Annotated in this window: 24 protein-coding genes and 1 pseudogene; all 25 read left to right on the forward strand. The window is 30.5% G+C overall.

Going from position 1 to position 21,882, the window contains the following annotated elements; all coding sequences use genetic code 11:
* The first annotated feature begins 87 nt into the window (after positions 1 to 87).
* Positions 88 to 1,137 (forward strand): [FeFe] hydrogenase H-cluster radical SAM maturase HydE, encoded by a 1,050-nt coding sequence (hydE, locus tag KQI38_RS17295; RefSeq protein ID WP_216561591.1) that lies wholly within the window; start codon positions 88 to 90, stop codon positions 1,135 to 1,137.
* A complete protein-coding gene (gene hydG, locus KQI38_RS17300; RefSeq protein ID WP_216561593.1) occupies positions 1,134 to 2,507 on the forward strand; it encodes a [FeFe] hydrogenase H-cluster radical SAM maturase HydG in 1,374 nt (457 codons plus the stop codon). The genes hydE and hydG overlap by 4 nt, the downstream gene beginning before the upstream one ends.
* 13 nt (positions 2,508 to 2,520) lie before the next feature.
* The gene (hydF, locus tag KQI38_RS17305; RefSeq protein WP_216561595.1) at positions 2,521 to 3,762 is read left to right on the forward strand and encodes a [FeFe] hydrogenase H-cluster maturation GTPase HydF; all 1,242 of its coding nucleotides are present in this window, start codon (positions 2,521 to 2,523) and stop codon (positions 3,760 to 3,762) included.
* 185 nt (positions 3,763 to 3,947) lie between these two features.
* Positions 3,948 to 4,418 (forward strand): pyridoxamine 5'-phosphate oxidase family protein, encoded by a 471-nt coding sequence (locus tag KQI38_RS17310; RefSeq protein ID WP_216561597.1) that lies wholly within the window; start codon positions 3,948 to 3,950, stop codon positions 4,416 to 4,418.
* A 193-nt stretch (positions 4,419 to 4,611) separates the two neighbouring features.
* The gene (locus KQI38_RS17315) at positions 4,612 to 5,367 is read left to right on the forward strand and encodes an NUDIX domain-containing protein (RefSeq protein WP_216561599.1); all 756 of its coding nucleotides are present in this window, start codon (positions 4,612 to 4,614) and stop codon (positions 5,365 to 5,367) included.
* Positions 5,368 to 5,649: 282 nt separating this feature from the next.
* Positions 5,650 to 6,174 carry a hypothetical protein gene (locus KQI38_RS17320; protein WP_216561601.1) on the forward strand — a complete coding sequence of 175 codons (525 nt, stop codon included), beginning with the start codon at positions 5,650 to 5,652 and terminating at the stop codon, positions 6,172 to 6,174.
* 6 nt (positions 6,175 to 6,180) lie between these two features.
* A complete protein-coding gene (locus KQI38_RS17325; protein ID WP_216561733.1) occupies positions 6,181 to 6,492 on the forward strand; it encodes a GNAT family N-acetyltransferase in 312 nt (103 codons plus the stop codon).
* A 260-nt stretch (positions 6,493 to 6,752) separates the two neighbouring features.
* Complete coding sequence (locus tag KQI38_RS17330; protein ID WP_216561603.1) at positions 6,753 to 7,274, forward strand: GNAT family N-acetyltransferase; 522 nt, start codon at positions 6,753 to 6,755, stop codon at positions 7,272 to 7,274.
* 280 nt (positions 7,275 to 7,554) lie between these two features.
* Positions 7,555 to 8,076, forward strand: coding sequence for a GNAT family N-acetyltransferase (locus tag KQI38_RS17335; protein WP_216561605.1), 522 nt, complete (start codon positions 7,555 to 7,557; stop codon positions 8,074 to 8,076).
* 252 nt (positions 8,077 to 8,328) lie between these two features.
* Positions 8,329 to 9,066 (forward strand): GNAT family N-acetyltransferase, encoded by a 738-nt coding sequence (locus KQI38_RS17340; protein WP_216561607.1) that lies wholly within the window; start codon positions 8,329 to 8,331, stop codon positions 9,064 to 9,066.
* A gap of 210 nt (positions 9,067 to 9,276) precedes the next feature.
* Positions 9,277 to 9,936 (forward strand): class I SAM-dependent methyltransferase, encoded by a 660-nt coding sequence (locus KQI38_RS17345; RefSeq protein WP_216561609.1) that lies wholly within the window; start codon positions 9,277 to 9,279, stop codon positions 9,934 to 9,936.
* Between the two features lie 125 nt (positions 9,937 to 10,061).
* Positions 10,062 to 10,823 (forward strand): hypothetical protein, encoded by a 762-nt coding sequence (locus tag KQI38_RS17350; protein WP_216561611.1) that lies wholly within the window; start codon positions 10,062 to 10,064, stop codon positions 10,821 to 10,823.
* Positions 10,824 to 11,065: 242 nt separating this feature from the next.
* Positions 11,066 to 11,557 carry a GNAT family N-acetyltransferase gene (locus KQI38_RS17355; protein ID WP_216561613.1) on the forward strand — a complete coding sequence of 164 codons (492 nt, stop codon included), beginning with the start codon at positions 11,066 to 11,068 and terminating at the stop codon, positions 11,555 to 11,557.
* Between the two features lie 120 nt (positions 11,558 to 11,677).
* Positions 11,678 to 12,370: a hypothetical protein gene (locus tag KQI38_RS17360; protein WP_216561615.1), complete on the forward strand. Its 693-nt coding sequence runs from the start codon at positions 11,678 to 11,680 to the stop codon at positions 12,368 to 12,370.
* Positions 12,371 to 12,594: 224 nt separating this feature from the next.
* Entirely contained in the window at positions 12,595 to 12,861 is a 267-nt protein-coding gene (locus KQI38_RS17365) for a TfoX/Sxy family protein (RefSeq protein WP_216561617.1), read from the forward strand.
* Between the two features lie 257 nt (positions 12,862 to 13,118).
* Positions 13,119 to 13,679, forward strand: coding sequence for a GNAT family N-acetyltransferase (locus tag KQI38_RS17370; protein WP_216561618.1), 561 nt, complete (start codon positions 13,119 to 13,121; stop codon positions 13,677 to 13,679).
* Positions 13,680 to 13,888: 209 nt separating this feature from the next.
* Positions 13,889 to 14,731 carry a M55 family metallopeptidase gene (locus KQI38_RS17375; RefSeq protein WP_216561619.1) on the forward strand — a complete coding sequence of 281 codons (843 nt, stop codon included), beginning with the start codon at positions 13,889 to 13,891 and terminating at the stop codon, positions 14,729 to 14,731.
* Positions 14,732 to 15,136: 405 nt separating this feature from the next.
* Positions 15,137 to 16,903 carry a S41 family peptidase gene (locus KQI38_RS17380; protein ID WP_216561620.1) on the forward strand — a complete coding sequence of 589 codons (1,767 nt, stop codon included), beginning with the start codon at positions 15,137 to 15,139 and terminating at the stop codon, positions 16,901 to 16,903.
* 381 nt (positions 16,904 to 17,284) lie between these two features.
* Positions 17,285 to 18,364 (forward strand): hypothetical protein, encoded by a 1,080-nt coding sequence (locus tag KQI38_RS17385; RefSeq protein WP_216561622.1) that lies wholly within the window; start codon positions 17,285 to 17,287, stop codon positions 18,362 to 18,364.
* A gap of 312 nt (positions 18,365 to 18,676) precedes the next feature.
* Positions 18,677 to 18,892, forward strand: a pseudogene (locus tag KQI38_RS22880) (site-specific integrase); the annotation flags it as partial.
* Between the two features lie 139 nt (positions 18,893 to 19,031).
* Positions 19,032 to 19,796, forward strand: coding sequence for a class I SAM-dependent methyltransferase (locus tag KQI38_RS17395; protein ID WP_216561624.1), 765 nt, complete (start codon positions 19,032 to 19,034; stop codon positions 19,794 to 19,796).
* Positions 19,797 to 20,318: 522 nt separating this feature from the next.
* A complete protein-coding gene (locus tag KQI38_RS17400; RefSeq protein WP_216561626.1) occupies positions 20,319 to 20,930 on the forward strand; it encodes an SGNH/GDSL hydrolase family protein in 612 nt (203 codons plus the stop codon).
* 52 nt (positions 20,931 to 20,982) lie between these two features.
* The gene (locus KQI38_RS17405; RefSeq protein WP_216561628.1) at positions 20,983 to 21,168 is read left to right on the forward strand and encodes a hypothetical protein; all 186 of its coding nucleotides are present in this window, start codon (positions 20,983 to 20,985) and stop codon (positions 21,166 to 21,168) included.
* A 243-nt stretch (positions 21,169 to 21,411) separates the two neighbouring features.
* Positions 21,412 to 21,576 (forward strand): hypothetical protein, encoded by a 165-nt coding sequence (locus KQI38_RS17410; protein ID WP_201259682.1) that lies wholly within the window; start codon positions 21,412 to 21,414, stop codon positions 21,574 to 21,576.
* Positions 21,577 to 21,670: 94 nt separating this feature from the next.
* Positions 21,671 to 21,856 (forward strand): hypothetical protein, encoded by a 186-nt coding sequence (locus tag KQI38_RS17415; RefSeq protein ID WP_216561630.1) that lies wholly within the window; start codon positions 21,671 to 21,673, stop codon positions 21,854 to 21,856.
* Positions 21,857 to 21,882: the final 26 nt, after the last annotated feature.

Below are 21,882 nucleotides of genomic sequence, written 5' to 3' on the forward strand. Positions count from 1 at the left end.
TATTAATTGAAGAATTGGCAGTATGGAGGTTATTTCCATATTGCCAATTATAATATTATTTAGAAACCAAAGAAGAGGAAATAAGTTATGAAAAAATTAATAGATAAGCTTTATAAAACTAATAAATTAGAATATGATGAGCTAGTATATGTCTTAAATAATATTGAAGAGTCTGGGAAGGACTATCTTATAGAAAAGGCTCATGAAACAAGAATGAGAGCCTATGGAGATAAGGTTTATATGAGGGGCCTAATAGAATTTACAAACTATTGTAAGAAGGGCTGTAAATATTGTGGTATAAGTGCATCAAATAAAAATGTAGAAAGATATAGGTTGAGTCCAGAAGAAATACTCTTTTGTTGTGAAATCGGATATAACCTAGGCTATAGAACATTTGTTCTGCAGGGCGGAGAAGATGATTATTATTCAGATGATATGATAATTGAAATAATCATCGCTATAAAAGATAAATACCCTGATGTTGCCATAACACTTTCAATAGGTGAAAAGTCTTATGATTCTTATGAAAGATATCATAGTGCAGGTACAGATAGATATCTTCTACGACATGAAACAGCTAGCAGAGAATTATTCGAAAGAATACACACTAATTCAAGCTATGATAATAGAATGGAATGCCTTTGGAATTTAAAGAAAATAGGATACCAAGTAGGAGCTGGATTTATGGTTGGTATACCAACACAAACCAAAGAAGATTTAGCAAAGGACCTTTTGTTCTTAAAGGAGTTAGAACCAGAGATGGTAGGCATAGGACCTTTTATTCCACATAAGGACACTATTTATAAGGATGAATTAGGTGGTACACTTGAAGATACTATTACTATGATTGCTCTAACTAGATTATTTTTACCATATTCACTATTACCGGCAACAACAGCCTTAGGTACAATTCATCCACTTGGAAGAGAGCAGGGAATAAAGGCGGGAGCCAATGTAGTGATGCCGAATTTATCTCCTACTAATGTGAGGGAAAAATACTCTTTATATGATGGAAAGATTTGTACTGGGGACGAGGCAGCAGAGTGTAGATATTGTATAGAGAAGAGAATAGTATCATCAGGATTTTCTATAGATATGTCTAGAGGAGACAATGTAAAGTGGAGGGAAAGAAGATGATTGGCCATGAACTTATATATAATCTATTGGAAGAAGGAAAGAATGTAACGAAGGAAGATATTAAAGAGATATTAGATAGAGCAAAGAATAAAACGGGACTGTCTCATAGAGATATAGCTATTTTACTTCAAGCTGAAGATGAAGGGGATATAAAGGAAATCTTTAAAATAGCCGGTGAGGTAAAAAAGAAAATATATGGCAATCGAATTGTAATCTTTGCACCACTTTATTTAAGTGATTATTGTGTAAATAACTGTGTCTACTGTGGATATAAAAGGAATAATGATTTCAAAAGAAGAAAGCTAACAAGAGAAGAAATACAAGAAGAAGTAAAATTACTAGAAAAGATGGGACATAAAAGATTGGCTCTGGAAGCAGGAGAAGATCCAATAAATTGTAATATAGACTATATTCTAGATGCTATAAAAGCAATCTATGAAACACAAAATGATAATGGTGCCATAAGAAGAGTAAATGTAAATATAGCCTCAACTACAGTAGAAAATTATAGAAAATTAAAGGATGCAGGTATAGGCACTTATATATTATTCCAAGAAACCTATCATAAACCTACCTATGAGAAAATGCATCTAAACGGACCAAAGGCAAATTATGATTATCATTTAACTGCCTTTGACAGGGCCATGGAAGGTGGTGTAGATGATGTAGGGGCGGGAGTATTATTTGGACTACATGACTATAAGTTTGAAGTATTAGCTTTGATGCTTCATAATGAATACTTGGAAAATAAATATGGAGTAGGCTTCCACACAATATCAGTTCCAAGGCTTAAAAAAGCTGAAGGTATGGATTTGAATCTATTTCCTCATATAGTTACAGATGATGAGTTCAAGAAAATTGTTGCTATAATAAGGCTTGCAGTTCCATTTACAGGAATTATCCTATCTACAAGGGAAACCCATGAAATGAGAAAGGAAGTAATAGAATATGGAGTATCTCAGGTAAGTGCTGGTTCCTGCACAGGTGTAGGTGGGTACAAGGAAAGTGAAGAAAAGAAAAATAAACCTCAATTCGAGGTAGCAGATAATAGAAAACCCTTTGAAGTAATTAAGGAATTAATAGACGAGGGTCATATCCCTTCCTATTGTACGGCCTGCTATAGAATGGGTAGAACTGGGGACAGATTTATGCAATTAGCAAAATCAGGGCGGATACAAAATGTTTGTGGACCTAATGCACTAATGACATTATTGGAATATGCATTAGACTATGGTGACGGAGAATTACAGAGTACAGTAAATAATATGATAGCAAGAGAAATAGAAAATATAGAGAGAGAAGATATAAGAAATCTTCTTCTAGAAAAAATAGACAAGATAAAAAAAGGGGAAAGGGATTTATATTTATAGATAGGAGAGGAATATGAACAATACGCCAAGAGCCAATAGAAAACATATAGGATTCTACGGAAAAAGAAATGCAGGGAAATCATCTATTATGAATGATATTATAGGGCAGAAAATATCTTTGGTATCGGAAATTAAAGGCACTACAACAGATCCAGTATCTAAATCAGTAGAGTTAATTCCCTTTGGACCTGTGGTATTTATAGATACAGGAGGCATAGATGACGAAGGGCAGTTAGGAGAACTAAGAGTAGAGAAAACCATGAAGACCTTGGAAAAGATAGACTTTGCTATCTATGTAATGGAAATAACTGATATAGATGATAACTATCATAAAGAATTTGTAGAGGAATTTAAAAAGAGAGACATTCCCTATATTATAGTTATAAATAAAACTGATATAGTATCAGAGGAAAGATTAGAAGAAATTAAAAGTAATATAGATAATGAGAAGAAATGGGAAAATGTAGTTTTTGTATCTACAAAGGATAGTGATGCAATATCTCATCTAAAGGATGAGTTAATAAAAAATCTAGATGCAGATGAGGAAGAGGAGACTTTAATAGGTGATATCATTCCCTACGGAGGCAAAGTAATAATGGTAGTTCCCATAGATGCAGAAGCACCAAAGGGAAGACTAATTCTACCTCAAGTACAATTGATTAGAGACTGTTTAGATCATGGTATAAAATCTTATGTAGTGAGAGATACAGAACTAGCCTCAGCTATAGAGGACTTAAAGGATATAGACCTTGTAGTCACAGACTCACAAGCCTTTAAAGAAGTAGATAAAATAGTACCGAAAAGTATAAGCCTCACTAGTTTTTCTATTATAATGGCTAGACAAAAGGGAGACATGAATACATTCTTAGAAGGTATAAAGGTTATAGAAAGTTTAAAAGAAAAGGAAACCCCAAAAATTCTAATCATGGAAAGCTGCTCCCACAATACCTCCCATGAAGATATAGGCAAGGTGAAGATTCCAAAGCTATTAACAAAACATCTAGGAAAAGAAATAGATTTTCATTTTAGAATGGGAGAAGATTTTCCTAAGGATTTGGAAACTTACGATTTAGTTATTCACTGTGGATCTTGTATGTTGAATAAGAAGACTATGGAAACTAGAATGAGAGTTTGTAATGATAAAGGAGTACCTATTACTAATTATGGTATATTATTGGCATATTTGACTGGAATATTGAATAGGGCTGTGAAGGTATTTATTGAGACAGGAGGACAGGAGTTGTGTCCCAGGTAAATTATATGATAAGGCATTCAATTGGAAGATTGGATGCTTTGTTTATTTTATAAAAATTTTATGGAATATAGAGGAATATAGAAAATTTTGTAGAATAAGTAATATATATGTTTTAACATATAATGATTGTAAACTTGTATAGTATTAAAGTATATAGAAAATAAAAATTTTAGGAGGATTTGAAAATGAATGTTTATGAAAAAGCCATAGAGGTTATGAGTGAATTATTCGCAAAGGATTATCAGCTTGCAATGGCTACCGTAAAAGACAATATACCATCAGTTCGATTTGTGGACACTTTCTATGAAGATGGCTCATTTTATGTAGTTACATATTCAAAATCACAAAAGGTTCAGGAATTGAAGAACAACATTCAAGTTGCACTATGCAATAAGCTATACCGCTTTAGCGGAAATGGCTATAATATTGGACATCCATTACTAACGGAAAATAAAGAAATTAGAGAAAAATTGATAAAGGTATTTGAGCCTTGGTATTTCGCACATAATAATGAAAATGATGAAAATATGTGTTATATAAGAATTGAACTTAAGGAAGGATTTTTCTATAAGGATGGAGTAGGTTATAAAGTAAACTTTCAACAAAAAGAAGCAGAGCAGTTTCCGTTCGATATTGATATTGTCCCTGTATCATGATTTGTAAATCTTGCTGTATTAGTATAGGAGTCCATATACTTGGACATATCGATGTCATTTAAAAAATTTATTGAACATTGAAGAAGGAGCGGAAGAAGAGGGAGAAGATTTAACTCTAAAAGATATATCTAGCAAAGCACTTAAATCTACTTAGGGTTATAGTCAAGTCCATGAATAATAAAAATTGAGGTGAATGACTACGATAGAATATTTGGGTAAAGTAATAACAGTAAAGATTGATAGACCGATGGGAAGTAAGCATCCTAAACATAATTTTATATATCCAATAAATTATGGATATATTGAAGGAACTAAAGCAGGAGATGGTGGGGAGATTTATGCATATGTTCTTGGTATATTCGAGCCTATAAGTAGCTTTAAGGGGAAGGTTATTGGTATCATAAAGAGGAACGATGATGCAGAGGACAAGCTAGTAGTTGCAGAAGAACTAAATGATTATGATAAGTATCAGATTAAGGCTTTAACTGAATTTCAAGAGAGATTTTTTGATAGCGAAGTAATAACCTTAGATTATTTAAGAAGCTCAATAAGGAATACTGTACGAGGCTTATTGAGAAAAGAAAATAAGGTTTTAGTTCTTGAAGAGGAATATAAGGGGGAAGTATACTATTATTTGCCAGGTGGAGGAATTGAGTTTTTAGAAACTAGTGAAGATGCATTGAAACGAGAGATGAAAGAAGAGCTTAATATAGATATAATAGACTATGGTTTATCACATATAATAAGCAACATATTTGAAATAGATGGTATAAAAGCCCATGAGATCGTTCAGATATATGAACTTTACAATATAGAAGACGGAAAATTAATTGATGGGACAACTATGGAAGGAGATATAATGCCCTGTACGATGAAATGGATTGAAATTGATGAGCTAATAAATGGTACTAAGAAATTATATCCTAAAGAATTGATCAAGCTATTATAATCGTTTATTCCATCTGGATCATAATTTAACATAGGCTTATCGACATTGGGTAGTAAAATTATATTAGGGGGAGTTTAACATCAATCAGTCTTAGGAGGTTAAAGGCAATTTTTGATCAAGGAGTTGATGTCCTGTAATCCTTACCTTCTAACTGAGTGCAAGAAATGCAAAAGGAGGATTCTTTTTAGGGTTGGATTCAGACATATTACCAGTATTTGGAGGTTAGCCGAAATTTTGCATATAATTAGAGGCTTAGTTAATTAGAGGGAAGAGAGAGTAAATATGATTAGAGATTATGAACAATATGATATTGATGAAATTGTTAGGATATATACATTAGAATACAAGGCAATGCCAGCAGAAATTGAAGCTTTAAAATCCGCATCTAAAATTTTAGTATATGATGATAATGGAATTCAAGGATTTATTCATTTAGCAATGAGTGGTAGCTATTGTTATGTTGAAATGGGAGCTGCAGCTAATGAGCTAATAAGGCCTGTGGGTTTGAAACTTTGGGAAGAAGCTAAAAAACTTTTTATAGAGAAATCTATAAATTTTATTCAAGTTTTTCATGTGAAAGATAATCTAAACTGGCAAGAGCTATTTAATGAAATTGGATTTAAATATTGGTATTCTGTATATCGATTTTCATATGAGGGAGATAAATTTAATGAACCTAATATTCATGCAGTAAAATATGAAGATAAGTATTATCAGGATAAAATAAGACTTGAGAGTGAAGCTTTCTCAGTAGTAAGAAGAGAAAATGATATTAAGCCATATAATTGGTATTTAGGTGCAAGCTAAGAGGCAATTGAAAATAATAGAAAGGAAACACTTGAGGAAAAAGAATATATTTATCTATTTTTTGAAAACAATGAGATGATTGGAGCTTCAATGGTTAAAAATGCTGAAATAGATTTATTATTTGTTAATATCAAATACCAAGGAAAAGGTTATGGTAAAAAGATATTAGAATTTACAGTAAATAGAGGTTTAGAACAAAATAAAGCAGGTGTAAATTTAAATGCATTGGCAAGTAATGAGAAGGCATTGAAGCTATATAAAAACATAGGATTTGAAGTTGTACAAGCGCAGGATTCTAGGAGATTATTTATAAAGTGATATATTTATATGCAGAATAGTATTACCGCTTTACCTATGACTGTGATATCAGAAAAAATTGGCCTTGAAGTATGCAATTGTGTTGAAAAATTTGAGAAATAAAAATAAAGCTTCACTATGGGAACCATTTTTAGGGGGAAGTTCAGCGGTGTCGCAAATACTAGGATATTATAATAAATGGCAAATCAGGGTCATTCTTTGGAGTATTATTTAAATTAGTTTATAGTGTATTCAGTAATAGGAAGGAAAGGAGTGTTTTTATGAGTAATATACGTATTAAGCTACTTGAGCAATCAGATGAAGAAGAGCTTTTTAAATTTGAACTAGAAAACAGAGCTTTTTTTGAAAGAAAATTTTTATTTAGACATAGTAGTTACTATAGTTTTGATAATTTCAAAACTATAATAAAGCAGTTAATTGAGGAACAAGGAAAAGATTTGGTATACATGTATTTGATAAAAACTGAGGATGGAGAAATTGTTGGTAGGGTAAATCTAGTATCAATAACAAGAGGAAGTTTTAATAAAGCTGAATTAGGCTATAGAATAGCTGAGAGACATCAAGGAAAAGGATATACAACAAGTGCAGTAAGATTGGTTTTAGATGAAGCCGCCAATACGCATAAACTTCATAGAATAGAGGCTGGTACATCACCTGATAATATAGGTTCACAAATTGTTTTAATAAAAAATGGATTTCAATTTACAGGTCGATACAATCAGTATATTTACCAAAATGGAAAATGGATTGATGGAATAAATTTCGAGAAAATACTTGATTAAACTTTACGTAGGCTAGGCTAATGTTAAAGCTACTACTAAAGAAAATGAATTTAGTGAGTATGATTTAGAGGATAAAGAGGTAAAAGCATTACGACTCCCTATAGCAAAATTCTTCTGTTCGTTGTGCATATTTCGTAACCTTAGATAGCTTCTATCTAAGGTTACGAAATATCAGGAATACGTGGACGCTATAAGACATGAAAATATCGGAGCTGTTCATTAGTGGCCTGTTTAATGAAAACAAGATTTTGTGTAATAGAAAAAATAAGGAGAATTTACTATGGAGAATGATGTTATATCGATAAGAACTATACAAAAAAATGATATTATAAAAATTGTAACTGCTTTTAATGAACTGGTTGGATGTGAAGGAAGATTTGAGAAGTATATTAATCACTGTTTTAAGCAAAACCAAACAAAAGAGAGAGTAACATTTATAGCGTTTATCAATAATGAGATAGCTGGATATGTAAATATCCTTTATAAATCATCTTATCCACATTTTCTGGAGAAGAACATTCCAGAAATAAATGATTTGGTGGTCATATCAAAATATAGAAGGAAAGGTATAGGTAAGATGCTAATAGATAAATGTGAAAAATTTGCTTCAAACAAGTACGATTACATAGGTCTTGGTGTTGGGTTATACAAAGATTATGGAAGTGCACAGAGATTATATACGAAAAATGGATATGTTCTTGATGGAAACGGACTTGTATATAATAATGCTGAAGTAAAGCCAGAAAGAGATGTTTTTGTTGATGATGATTTGCTATTGTATCTATATAAAAAAATTAGATAGTTTCATAAGGTAAGTCGCATTTTTTATTTTATGCGAAATATTATGGGAGAAAAGAATCGCCACATCTTATAACAGTAAATTTGTGTAAAGGTGTACTAGGCACATTCTTAGGACATTGTGCACCACATCCTTTCACTGGGAGCAGGAGGCTATCTTTCAGTTCTGGTTCAGGGACGTCGCAAATACTAGTCATTATCTGAAAGTCTAATTTCAGAGTAAAGATTTTAACATGATGAGAAGAGAAAAATTGAATTGAACTTAACATTTCAAGATTATTACTATAAGTACTTAGGCATAGATAAAGGTGAACTTGAAATTAATAAAAGGATATTTAGTTCTAATCAAAGAAATAAACCTTTAAATGGTCAATTTGTACAATACTTGATATCAACACATATAGATGGAAAACTAATTCTTTCAGTAGCACCTCAATATTATGATGACTTATTTGTTCTTATTAAAGGACAAGCTATTGGAAATGTAGATGAGATTATTGAAATACTTAATACTTTTTTTAGTAATAAATTAGGGAATTTTAGCTTGAGAAAGATGTATAGATTGATTCCTAATGAAGATTATGATATATACAATTCATTGAATTCATCTGCAATAAAGTTAACAAAGGAAATTTTCATGGATAATTTAGAAAATATAGATGAAGCAGAGAAAATGGAAATCTGGGAAAGAAAAAAAGATGAAATTATAGAAGGTAGAAAATTTGTTGTACTTGAGGATAAGAAAATTGTGTCTGCATGTAAAATTTCTGATATAGATTTTTGTGGAGGAAATATTGCAGTATGGACTGATTTGAATTATAGAAATAAAGGTTTTGGCAAACAGGTTGTAGCTGAGGCAGTTAAATGGTGCATAAATAATAACATTCTCCCTGTATATTGGGTGGATTTTGAAAATACTGCTTCGATTAGTTTATCTAATAGCTTAGGATTTGAAATTAGATCTGAAGAAATCGTTGTCTCGATAACATTATAGATATTGAGGTATTTCTTGAAGGTATGTTGCATAACTAGATAACAATGTATTCATGCAAAGATGCACTAGGGCATAATCTTAGGTAATGTGCACCATATCCCTTAGCTGAAAGTAGAGTTCTGCCAGGGGGGATTTTTCAGATCTGATTTAGGGGCACTGCAAATATTCGCATATTATACGCTATTTAATAAAAAGAAAGGATGATCTACCTTGGGAAATAATAATATATGGGAAAAAAGCTATCAAAAAACAAACCAATTATGGAGTTCAAACCCAGATGCAAAATTAATGCAATATTTTGATTTGATTAAAAGGGGAAATTTACTTGATTTGGGAATTGGAGAGGGGAGAAATGCTTTGCCATTTATTTTCTCAGGTTTCAATATTGATGGAGTGGATATTTCTGAAACAGCAATAAAACGATGTGAAGAAAAGTTTGCCAAAAAAGATTATACTATTGATTTGATTATTTCAGATTTAAGAAAATATGACATAAAGAAAGATAATTACACAATAATAATAGCAGCTAATGTATTGAATTTTTTTAAAAAGTCAGAGATTGATATAATAATAAGAAAAATAAAAGAAGGTTTAAAAGAAGAGGGAATTGTATATTTAAGTGTATTTTCAACACTAGAGCAACGGTATGATTCTCTAAAAGAAAGTAATAAACAGGTGGAAGAAAATACTTTCTATATAGATGAAAAGGATTCCTATGTACACTTTTTTACACAACAAGAGTTAAATAAATATTTTTTAGATTTTGAATTAATATGCTGCTGTGAAGGATTAGAATATGATTCTAATGATGGAGATCCACATTATCATGGCATTATAGAATTCATGGCCCGCAAGAAAAGTGACACCTAAATATCAAATCAGGACTTTGGAGAGAATTAATTTTGATTTGTTTTAGTTAAACAATTAGTAGAGTTGTGTGAAATAACAAGTATTTATCTCGATTAGATAGATCAGACTTGAAGGAGGGCATCAGAATGAAGTTGCTATATAAAGACCCAGGATATAAATATTCTGTGGAATCAATTTCAGAGTTTATAAAACAGGATGAGTTTTGGAGTGAACCAATTTTTCATTTCTTTCCCGAATTGCTAAAATTCAAAGGTTCCTTTGATGAGAGTAGTGATAATAAGGATATTGTTAAAGAGATATCAGGAACAGTTTTTGAATTGTATAAGTCAAGAGAAAAAGAAATACAAAGTAAAGTTATATCATATCAAGAAAATTGGAATCGTTACGAAAGATTAATTAATGAGCGTTTCTCTTCAATATTTCAATTTGATACGAGTGATATTTTCAATGATCTAGTATGTAATATAACATTGAATCCAATAAGTCCTAGATACTTAAGGGAGCATGTTTTTGATGTGTTTTACATGAATAGTGATGAAGGTTCTATGGGTTCTGCATTACACGAGATTGTTCATTATCTATGGTTTTATCTATGGAATAAAAAGTATAAGGATTCATATGAACAATATGAAGCTCCTAGTCTAATTTGGATTTTAAGTGAAGCAGTAGTGGAACAGATTCTAAGTGATGAAGAGTTTAATAAAATTAACCCTTACCATGAAAGCGGAAATGCCTATCCTTACTTTTACAATATGATTGTTACTGGAAGATCACTATATGATTATCTAAATGAAATATATAAAAATAATTCCATGGATAAATTTATGGATGAGAGCTATCAATTTATGGTTGAAAATGAAAAAGAAATAAGAAGACAAATGTTATAAAATAAATTTATAGTGTTAGGTCATCACTTAATACAGCGTAATAGTTTCTGTTAGTGGGACAAGTTCCAGAGTAGGAATAGACGATAAATATTGGGGCGACGTATCGTCTATTCAAAAACGTTAGAGTAGAGATGGCACATTTCTGCCCGTTTATATGCCAACTTGATAGAGATAAACTATATTGCCTTTTTATTTCGTATATGTAAGACTTTGAGAACTTTATATAAGACGGAGGATAATTTATGAAAGATTTATTTTTAATTGAACCTAATAAAGAATATCAAAAGAGCTTTGAAAATTATGCTCTAGCATACAGAAAAATAAATGATGAACATTATTTTAATAAATATAAAAGAGCATTAGAAAATTTCCAAGATTATTTAAAGGACTTGCCTCAAGGAGAGGTTATAACCTCAACATTTTGGTTAATTGATAAAAAAGAAGTTGTAGGAGTAGTGAGAATTAGACATCAAGAGATAGAATGCGCTGGTCATATAGGCTATGATATATCACCAGATTGTAGAAATAGAGGCTATGGTTTTCAAATTTTAAAATTGGCATTGGAAAAGGCCATAAAGATAGGAATAGAAGAGGTAATTTTAACTTGTAATATAGACAATATAGCCTCAAAGAAAATTATAGAAAAGAACAAGGGTAAATTATTAGGAACTATTTTTGATGAAGAGGAAAATGAATATATGTACAAATTTAGTATTATATTAACAACTAACTAACTTTCTTTTACTTTAGTACATCTAAAGCCTTAAGCCAAGTTTGTCAAGGGTTTTATGATTCTTGAATGTATATACCTAAATGATATGCCTTAATTTTTTAATTCGAAGGGGTGAGATAGCGTGGTTATTTTAGTATTGTCTTTAATATTAGTAGGTTTATCAATATTAGAGAGGGTTATACATATAAAAAAGGGTAAGGATTGGGATATTATAAGATTATTTATTGGAGTATTAATTATTATCACATTATTTTTAATATCCTATTTTTCAACAGATACTACTAGTGGTCTACTTTATGTTTTTTTTACCATGTGTATTTATCTTTTACTAGCAATAATTAATAGAAGATGTCATCAAAATTGGATTAAGAATTTTTTATCTATAGTAGATATACCTTTATTTGTATACTTATTGCTTAGTATTATTCAGAACATACTTATTGATTTTAAAATTATTATTTTGCTTTTATTTTTAATAAAATCAATATTTGCTTATCCATATAAAAATAAGAATAAGCATGACATGAGACAAAATATCTCATTTTTAATAGGGATCGCAATTGGAATAGCGATAATCTTATTTTATTATAAACCATCTGACTTTGGAACTAGAATAATGGTTAAACAAGAAATAGTAGCACAAAAATTTTTAGAAGAAGAATTAGGTCTATATGGATTAGACATTTATGTTGATTATTTTAATAGAAATTTAAGAGGTAAAGATACGGTAGTAAGAGCGTATAATTCATCAGGAATTTCTGTAATCTTGATATATAGAAACAATGCAATTATAAGCTATGATATAAAAAACTAGCTAAAGAGGATATATCATTTAACAAAAAGATTAGCGGACATTTCTTTACTGAGAGTGAATCATCTATGAAGAAAAATTTTATAGGTCCGATCTAGAACAATTGATTATTTGAGAACATTCTACGATATATCATGCAAAGGCAACGCCATCCTTGATGTGAAGCAAGAAATTGTTACATTCCTTTTATATAGGAAATTATCAAATGTAAAGAGGAGGAATTATCCATGGGAGAATTATCAACATTACAAAACATCGGTAACAAAGTTGAGCAACAATTAAATGAGGTTGGTATAAGAACAATTAATCAATTGTTTGAAACTGGTAGTAAGCAAGCTTGGCTGAGAATAAAGGAAATTGATGATTCTGCATGTATAAATAGGTTATATGCTTTAGAAGGCGCAATACAGGGAATTCGATGGCATGATCTTTCGGAGATTGTCAGAGAAGAGTTAAGGGAGTTTTATAATACCTACAAAAAGTTGAACAAGTAATGATGTTCAAATCAAGATGTGCATCTGCTGTAATAGTTGTGAAGACAACCATTATTGAGTATGTAATATATTTCCATATAAAACATTAAGTAATATAGTAAGGCTATAAAGCTGTAATTCCTTATCTAAAATAGTAGAAAGGTATGTTCTCATTATTTGGAGGATGATGCATGTGGTCAGAGTGCGGTGAAGAATCATCAGAACGTTAAGTCAAAGATTGTTTATATAAAAATGATTGTTTTAGGAGGATACTAGCAATGATAGATGATATTTATGAGCAATGTCCAACATATACAAATGGCATTATTACATTAAGACAGACAATATTAGATGATGCAGAAGAATTGCTTATATGCTATTCCGATGAAAGATCGGTGCCTTTCTTTAACTCTGATAATTGTAATGGCGATGATTTTCATTACATATCAATAGAAAGAATGAAACAGGCAATCGACTTTTGGGATTATTCTTATAAGAATAAATACTTTGTAAGATGGACAATTTTTCTAAATGATACACAAGAAAAAATTGGTACTATTGAAATGTTTCATAGGATTGCAGATGATGAATTTAATCATTATGGAGTTTTAAGAATAGATTTACAGAGCAACTATGAAAAGCAAAAATATATCGATGATATTTTAGAAATTGTTAGTGAAAATTTCTTCAAAGCTTTTAATGTCAAATTTATTCTTACGAAAGCTATTCCAAATGCAATTGAACGTATTGCATCACTAGTACGAAAAGGTTATTTACCACTAAATAAAAAGTTTGTTACATATGACTATTATTTCATAAGAGAAAATACGTATAAGTAGTATGATAAATCAAAGACGAAAATATATAGTTAAAGATAGAAAATATACGAAGAAGGACTATAGAGGCAGACTTAGGGCTGTCGCAAATACTGAGATGTTATAAGGAATAGTGATTTCGGAGCTATTTCCGAGAAATGGTTTGAAAAGTAAGTTACAATATATATTAGAAAAGTATATTAAAGAAAATTCATACTATATGAGGTGGTATAATGAAAAAACAACTTATTTTAATAGCAGATATGGAAGGGGCAAGTGGAATTTTTGAAAGTAATGTTGAGGCGATATATCATGGTTCAAATCTTTGGAGAAATATGGGCAGGCAATATTTAACTAGCGATGTATTAGCAGTATGCGAAGCAGCAACAGAGTGTGGAATTGATGAGATTTTACTATATGATGGGCATTATGCAGGAGATGCAGAATTTAATGTAATTATTGAACAACTTCCTAATAATGTAAGGATATTTGACACTCCAAATCGATGTTTTGATTGGCGAAGAATTAGAGGTCAAGCTGAATCTAATCCATTTGGATTAATTACAGTAGGACAACATGCTAGAAACGGAGAACCCTGGGCGTATTTTCCACATACTATTCAAACTCCACCAATTAAATCATTACTTGTTAATAAAATGCATATAGCTGAAATTGGACAGGGGACACTAAGTTTTTGTGGCACTAAATATCTTGCCAATATTGGATGTCATGCATCACATAAAGAGGCGAAAGAAATTTCTGAGAATGTTACTTGTATCACAGTAAAGAATAAGGCAATGGGATGGGAACCATCACCAATTGAGACTTATCAGATTATAAAAAGTGGAGTGATGGAAGCTATAAGAACTATAGATAAAAGAGATGTAATTTCAATTGGTGAGCCTTGTGATTTTTATATGGAACTGACAGAAGGTTACTATTTCGCTCCATCGGAAGTATTCCCATGGAAAGGTAACTTTACTGAAACTACGGCTACATGGGAGTCACCAGATATTAAAATTGGGATTGAGCTATTTAATTATGTCAGGAGTTTTATTAAGAAAAAATCAAAATAAAAAGAATACCTTATAAATAAGGTGTAAAATGAATAATTAGGTATATTTGTGAAGCTGGTATAGGGGAAAAGCTTTGTACTTCTTATAACAGGGTATTTGCGTAAAGGTTCACTTTTAGGGTATAGGCTTAGGATGATGTGATGCAGGTAAACTCATAGGGATTAAAAAGTATCATATTCAACTAAATACTTTAGGCATAGTGAAATGGACGATGATTCAGTTTATCCTAATATTAAAGTTGAATATATATTTGCAGATTTTATCAATGGTATAGATCCAATAATGAGAGAAATATTAAAGTTGAACTAGATGTCTTTCGTGCTGGCAGAAATTATACATCATTAAATGGATAATCGCCTGATTTTAGAGATTATTATTGGATACATAGGGAGGAGGATAGTAAAATTGAAAGAAGAAAAAAAGAAGTATTGGAAATCAATAGTGTTATTTAGTTTGTTTTTTATTTGCTTTATCATTTGGGGATGTTCTTCAACAAAAGATATTCATCAAATTGAAAGAAATAAGGACCAAGAATTTGACAATGGAAGTGGAATATATCTTTCTAGTATTACTGAAAAAGAGATAATGGATCTTGCTAAACTCTGTAAGGTATGGGGAGTTGTGAAATATTATCATCCTGAGGTTATATCTGGAGAAGTTAATTGGGATTATGAACTTTTTCGTGTTATGCCCTATATCTTAGAAGAAAATTCAGATGTTAATTCAATTCTCTATGAGTGGATTCATTTTTTAGATAGTAAAAATGATTTTGGAGATATAGATCAGCAATACCAATTTTCTGAAGATTCCATTCAGCTCAGTCCATCTATAGGCTGGTGCAAAGACGAGAAATATCTAGGAAAGAATTTGAGTCTTGAATTATCGAGTCTTTTAGATACTAATATCTCAGATCGAGAAAATGCATATGTTAGTTTTAAGGATGATTCACTCTATCCGTTTATGGAAAATGAAAACTCATATCCTAGTATAAAATTTGATGACACTGGCTACAGGCTACTTGGTTTATTTCGTTACTGGAATATTATAGAATATTATTATCCATATAAAGATGTTATTGGAGAAGACTGGGATCAAGTACTTCTGGAATTTATCCCCAAATTTATACATGGATCAGATTATGAATCCTATCTACTGACAATAGCAGAATTGACAACTAGAATACATGATTCTCATGCTTATGTAGTAGATAAAGATGGAGATTACATTTCTAAATATTTTGGAAAGTATAGGATTCCTATAAACTTTATTGAAGTTGGCAATCAGATTGTTATAAGTAAAATAATTCATAAATGTGGACTTGAGCTTGGAGATATTGTATTAAAAGTTGGAGATAAAGATATAGATGAAATATTAGAGAATAGAAGAAAATACATATCTCAGTCAAGAGAGGATACTGGAAGCTTGTTTTTTCTTGACTTATTTCGAATTCACGAGAAGAATACTGATGTTACTGTGATTCGAAAGGGAAAGACAATTGATGTAAATGTAAAAGGTAGTCAAAAGGATATTAATGTCCATGTGGATACTAAATCGCAGGAGATGGAAGATGGCAAGATCTACTATATAAATGCTGGGCTATTGAAAAATGGCGAGATTGAAGAAATTATGAAGAAGTGGTGGAATACTAAAGGCTTAATTGTAGATCTTAGAAACTACCCTTCTAACCCAATTGCTTATAAATTAGCAGAATACCTAATGTCAGCTAAAAAAGAGTTTGTTAGGATGTCATTTCCTAATCGTTCAGTACCAGGTGAATTTTATTATTTTGATCCATTTGTGTCAGGGAAACCAAAGGAATCTAACAATGAGATTTTAGATAACGAGGTCTATAAGGGTAAATTAGTGATTCTAATAAATGAACATACTATTAGCCAAGGAGAGACTACAACTATGTCTCTTAGGAATACACCAAACTCAATTGTTCTTGGAAGACCTTCAGCAGGAGCTAATGGTGATGTGCGTTCCTTTACTCTTCCAGGAAACATAAAGTCTACTATAAGTGGATTTGGTATGTACTATCCAGATAAAAAACCTACTCAAAGAATAGGAATACAACCAGATATTTATATGAATCCTACTATAGAGGGAATTAGGGAAGGTAGAGACGAGTTTATTGAGAGAGCTATCGAAATAATTAAAGAAAGTTTTTAATAAAGTTTTAATAAGACTCATTATTATATTATGTGAAGAATTATATAAGAAGAGATCTCATCACTTCTTATAACAGAGGCTTATTGATATGAGAAAGAAATAATATTAGGGAGTTTGACGTTGATAAGCTATAGAACGGTAGGCGTAATTTTAGTGAAAAAGAGAGATCCAATGATATTTTCTTTAAATTTAGATATATGAAGATATAATTGAAAAATTATATGACATACAGGTGTCATATTTAATATGTTATTATGGAACATAGATAATAAATTTTAGTAGCTGACGATATTGAATTTTGGTTTGAAAAGACGAGGTATTTCATATATACGGATATTGAGCAGAAATAATAATAAAAACCTGTGAAAAAGGAGGGGTATGATGATGGAGAATATTTATTGGATACAGGAATGGGCAAAAGTAAGGCAGGACGAAGTTGTCCGATTACCTAATAGCCTTGAGATTCATGATAGCTTTTTAAAGAATATGTCAAAGGAAGAATTTAATTCTGCATTTCAAGAAGTATGGAATATGTTTACCAATATATATGGTAATATTGCTGAATTTCCAGAGACCTATGGGATGCCTCTGCATAGATTACTGGAGTATAAGTATTCTACTAAAGAGGCGAGAGAGTCGAGAAGTGCGGCATATCGTCCGCTTAGGCTCCTATATTATCTTTTGATTACTGGAGATTTGCATAGCGGAACTATTATTGTAGATTCAAATAAATTTAAAGCAATAAATGACATTAGAAATATTCCCATAATTTTTGAAAGACTGAGTGATCATGGTTTTTGCTTTGATGGTTTAAAAAATTATAAAATTGCAAGTGAAAGCATCTATATATTATATCCTGATAATGTACAGGTTTTAACTATATTGAAACTAATGGCGGATAAGGCTCATATAACAAACCGAATTAATGATTTTCTTAGTTGTCATTATAAATTGTTTCAAGATGATATGAATACTGTGAATTATGGAAATGATGCAGATATAATCGCTGATAAAATGCATACAAAGCAGGAGAAAGAATTTGTTTATGCCATGGATGCAGTGCTTAGTGAAATGGGTTATTATGCAGGGCATAGAGAATCAAACGAGGGTCCTGGTTATGCTTACTATAGTAAGGAAAGTGAAGTGAGAAAAAAAGGACCCTACCATTACTTAATGTCATCTAATAAAACAAAACTTGTTTTATATCTTCGCATTAGAAATGTATCGAAATGCTTAGATTATTTAAAAGAGTGTCCAGATTCTGTTAAACAAATTTTTTTATGGAGTGACATAGGGTGCTCGAATCGTATAAAAGGCACATGTATACATGGACAAAAGTATGCAATAGATGGGAATACCTATTGGAGATGTGGGTGTTGCAATGCGTCCTTTTATTTTAGTCCAACTATAAAAGATATCCAACATTATATAAAATTAGTTAAATTAGGTCTGAAAAAATAGAGTATATATGTTTACACAGAAAATTATACATACTATAGGGGAGATCACAATATCTGAAGCATTTAATTGAAAGATTAGATGCTTTATTTATAATCTATAGAAAAATTCTATTTTAACTTAAACCTTACGTAAAATGAATTTCAAAAAAACTCCTATAATTTATTTAGACTTTTATAGAAGTCTTTTTTATTTTGTCGAAATTTGCATTACAAAAAATAAAGGAATATAGAAAAGATTGTCGAATTAGTAATATAATATGAAGTTTTATGCATAAAAGTAAAGATAAGAAGTGGAATATGACTATTTGCTAGACAAAATCCAAAGGAATTTATAGCTGAAAGGACAGTACAAAGATTATTAGAGAATGCTAAAATAAAATTAGGAATAAAGAAATATGTATTGATTTATACTCTAGTACATTCTTTTCCAACACATCTATTGGAAGGATATATTGATTTAAGATATATGCAAGAATCATTAGGTTATTCTATTTCAAAGACTATAGAAATACATACTAATGTAGCTTAAAAAAGCATATGAACTATTGTAAGTTTGCTTAATACAATTGTTAGAATAGATTGAGGAGCTTAATCTAAAGGGTATATTAGATGACATATGTCGTAAAAACAATAGTTATGTGTAATTAATTAATATGGAGGTATTAAACATGAGTTCAGAAGAGTTAAACCCGACGAAAAGATTTAGTGATAGAGTTCATAATTATGCCAAGTATAGACCAGGGTATTCTAATGAAATAATTGGTTATCTACATGAAGTTGCTGATCTTAATAAAAATTCAATAATAGCTGATATAGGTTCAGGCACAGGAATTTGTACTAAAATGTTCTTGGATAATGGGAATACAGTATATGCTGTAGAACCAAATCCAGAGATGAGGAAAGTAGCAGAATATTTGCTTGAAGACTATGAGAATTTTTATTCTATTGATGGGTCTGCTGAGAGCACTAAGTTACAATCTGAATCAATTGATATTATTACAGTAGCACAAGCATTTCACTGGTTCTCCCCGCAACCTACAAAAGAAGAATTTTTTAGAATACTTAAGCCTAATGGGATGGTTGTTTTACTATGGAATTTCAGAAATAGAAAGTCATATGGATTTATGCATGAATATCTAGAACTTATTAGAAGATATGCAGCAAGCTATACCAACGAGTCAAATGATGATGACATTATGTCACAGTTCTTTGATGATAGAACTATACATACAAAAGTTTTTCCTAATCATCAAAAAGCTGATTTTGAGAGATTAAAAGGAGAATTAGCCTCTTTTTCATATATGCCAAATGAAGAAGATCATCATTTTCAGTCTATGATATCAGAGTTACAAGATTTATTTAACCAATATAGTAGTAATGGAAGTGTAATTTTAGAATATGAAAGCTACCTTTATTACAGTAAATTAAAATAAGGAATAGTACAAGTTGTGAGTATGTGAAAGGAGAACTTTCATCCCCATTTAAGATAATAGTTAGCTAATATTACTTGCCTTACAGGCATGATAATGAAAGTCATAGTCACGATCACATAACATAAGATTTAGAGACATCTCTTCACTGGATCATATCAAGGAAAATTAGCCTACAAACTTAGTGCCAAAGGCAGTACTTCAATTGAACAACTTTTTATTTCTGAAGGTTATGATGTGCCTGTTTAAGATATACCTTATGAAGAGGTTATGTCCTACTGGAGTAATGGTGAAATAATGAATAATTTTAAAGAATACCTTTTGAAAAAAAGAAAGTTTAAATAATACACATAACAATGGATTTGAGTTAGTTGTGGTAGAGTCAAGCCTCCGAAGATGAGCCACAACACATCTTTTCCCCAAGCAACTAGGCTAAGATGCGCTAAAGTCCAAAACATCAGTACAGAAATATATTTTTAAATTAATACATTATAAATTTTAAAAAGTAAGCAAGGAGAAGTATAGATGGAAAGGCAAAAAATATTTGTTATAGGTGATAGTGTATCAATGCACTATGGACCATACCTTAGAGAAATGATAAAAGATAAATTTGATTATGATAGAAAAAGAGGTATAGAAGAGGCGTTAACGGATTCGGATAAACCAATTGGAGGTAATGCAGGCGATAGTAGAATGGTTCTAGAGTATTTAATAGAAGAGTATCAAAAAAATGCTAGATATGATATTTTGGTTATCAATTGTGGGTTACATGATATTCGAGTTGATAGATATTCAAATAAGATTCAAGTTGACTTAGAAGAATACAAGTTAAATTTAATCAAGATAATTAAAATATCAAAAATGATGGCAAATAAAATTATATGGATTGGATTGACACCTATCATAGATGCAATTCATAATTTAAGAAAAGAAGGGTTTTTAAGATATAGTAAAGATGTAGATAATTATGATAATGCTGCTAAACAAATAATGAAAGAATACAACATACCATGCATAGACATATATAATTTTACTAAAAATTTAGGTACGGATATTTATTCAGATCATGTTCATTTTAAAGAGGAAGTTAAAAAATTACAAGCAGCATTTATTGCAGGGTATTTAAATTGTATTTAAAAAAGTTTAAAAGATAGAGGAAAGACACTATTAAAACACTTCTGCTAACAAAATGTCCAAGTCTGCTTTGGCAGAAATGGTGTCAAGTATTCGAAGAGCTAAAGCACATGGCTCAACTAACCGAATTAATAGCTTGTCCTCTGAAAATAAGATAGATTTAAGTCAGGAAGAAATATTTAAACTACTGGGAATGATTTCAAGAGAGATAAAAATTATGAAATTAATCTTGATTCAATAATTGAAAATGCATTTAGAGAATTTGGAATATATAATTTTTCAAATTTAGATGCCGCAAAATCTAAACTTAGAATAACTATATCTGATTATAAATAGAATTTAAGACTTTCCCTTTATACTATATGCAATAAATAAAAGATATAGTGTTTGACAAAGCCTGATAGTCCATGCTGAATGGACATGTCCCGGAGGAGGGTTAGAATACAAAGTGATACTTAATTCTTAAATAATAAGGAGGATTGTTATGATGCAAAATATGGGAGGTTTTATAGGTGGGTTTGGTTATTTAAGTATTATTCTAGGTTTTATTAAATCGATATTGGAAATTTTACTTTATACATCACTAATCTTTGTATCATTCAAAGCGCTACAAGCATTGAATATATATATTAATAAAAATCTAAAATAATATATTAAACCATCTATCTATAATTGTGAAGAATCAAAAGCTAACAATTGTCTTGCATTATTTACATTACTGTAAAAGATAGGAGGATGAAAAAATGCAATTTTTAGTGGGGGTTGGATTTTACACAATTTGGTTCACTCCAATCATATTTGTTACTAATCTGATTGGGGCGATAAAAGCTATTAAAGAAGGACGACAGACCGAAAAATATACAGCAGCATGTTGTATTAGTTTAATGCTAATAGTTATTCCAATATATATGATGTTAATGTATGTCTAATATATGATTATCTAGATGAAATATAT

The organism is Tissierella carlieri (genome assembly GCF_018917285.1).
GTDB classification, from domain to species: Bacteria; Bacillota; Clostridia; order Tissierellales; family Tissierellaceae; genus Tissierella; species Tissierella carlieri.

What these genes read in the sequence shown, in the direction of transcription:
- KQI38_RS17405 (WP_216561628.1), top strand. Translation starts at nt 20,983, where the DNA reads ATGTCCAAGTCTGCTTTGGCAGAAATGGTGTCAAGTATTCGAAGAGCT.
- KQI38_RS17400 (WP_216561626.1), top strand. Translation starts at nt 20,319, where the DNA reads ATGGAAAGGCAAAAAATATTTGTTATAGGTGATAGTGTATCAATGCAC.
- KQI38_RS17335 (WP_216561605.1), top strand. Translation starts at nt 7,555, where the DNA reads ATGGAGAATGATGTTATATCGATAAGAACTATACAAAAAAATGATATT.
- KQI38_RS17310 (WP_216561597.1), top strand. Translation starts at nt 3,948, where the DNA reads ATGAATGTTTATGAAAAAGCCATAGAGGTTATGAGTGAATTATTCGCA.
- KQI38_RS17355 (WP_216561613.1), top strand. Translation starts at nt 11,066, where the DNA reads ATGAAAGATTTATTTTTAATTGAACCTAATAAAGAATATCAAAAGAGC.
- KQI38_RS17350 (WP_216561611.1), top strand. Translation starts at nt 10,062, where the DNA reads ATGAAGTTGCTATATAAAGACCCAGGATATAAATATTCTGTGGAATCA.
- KQI38_RS17385 (WP_216561622.1), top strand. Translation starts at nt 17,285, where the DNA reads ATGATGGAGAATATTTATTGGATACAGGAATGGGCAAAAGTAAGGCAG.
- KQI38_RS17320 (WP_216561601.1), top strand. Translation starts at nt 5,650, where the DNA reads ATGATTAGAGATTATGAACAATATGATATTGATGAAATTGTTAGGATA.
- hydE (WP_216561591.1), top strand. Translation starts at nt 88, where the DNA reads ATGAAAAAATTAATAGATAAGCTTTATAAAACTAATAAATTAGAATAT.
- KQI38_RS17375 (WP_216561619.1), top strand. Translation starts at nt 13,889, where the DNA reads ATGAAAAAACAACTTATTTTAATAGCAGATATGGAAGGGGCAAGTGGA.
- hydG (WP_216561593.1), top strand. Translation starts at nt 1,134, where the DNA reads ATGATTGGCCATGAACTTATATATAATCTATTGGAAGAAGGAAAGAAT.
- KQI38_RS17365 (WP_216561617.1), top strand. Translation starts at nt 12,595, where the DNA reads ATGGGAGAATTATCAACATTACAAAACATCGGTAACAAAGTTGAGCAA.
- KQI38_RS17315 (WP_216561599.1), top strand. Translation starts at nt 4,612, where the DNA reads ATGACTACGATAGAATATTTGGGTAAAGTAATAACAGTAAAGATTGAT.
- KQI38_RS17410 (WP_201259682.1), top strand. Translation starts at nt 21,412, where the DNA reads ATGATGCAAAATATGGGAGGTTTTATAGGTGGGTTTGGTTATTTAAGT.
- KQI38_RS17415 (WP_216561630.1), top strand. Translation starts at nt 21,671, where the DNA reads ATGCAATTTTTAGTGGGGGTTGGATTTTACACAATTTGGTTCACTCCA.
- KQI38_RS17330 (WP_216561603.1), top strand. Translation starts at nt 6,753, where the DNA reads ATGAGTAATATACGTATTAAGCTACTTGAGCAATCAGATGAAGAAGAG.
- KQI38_RS17395 (WP_216561624.1), top strand. Translation starts at nt 19,032, where the DNA reads ATGAGTTCAGAAGAGTTAAACCCGACGAAAAGATTTAGTGATAGAGTT.
- hydF (WP_216561595.1), top strand. Translation starts at nt 2,521, where the DNA reads ATGAACAATACGCCAAGAGCCAATAGAAAACATATAGGATTCTACGGA.
- KQI38_RS17370 (WP_216561618.1), top strand. Translation starts at nt 13,119, where the DNA reads ATGATAGATGATATTTATGAGCAATGTCCAACATATACAAATGGCATT.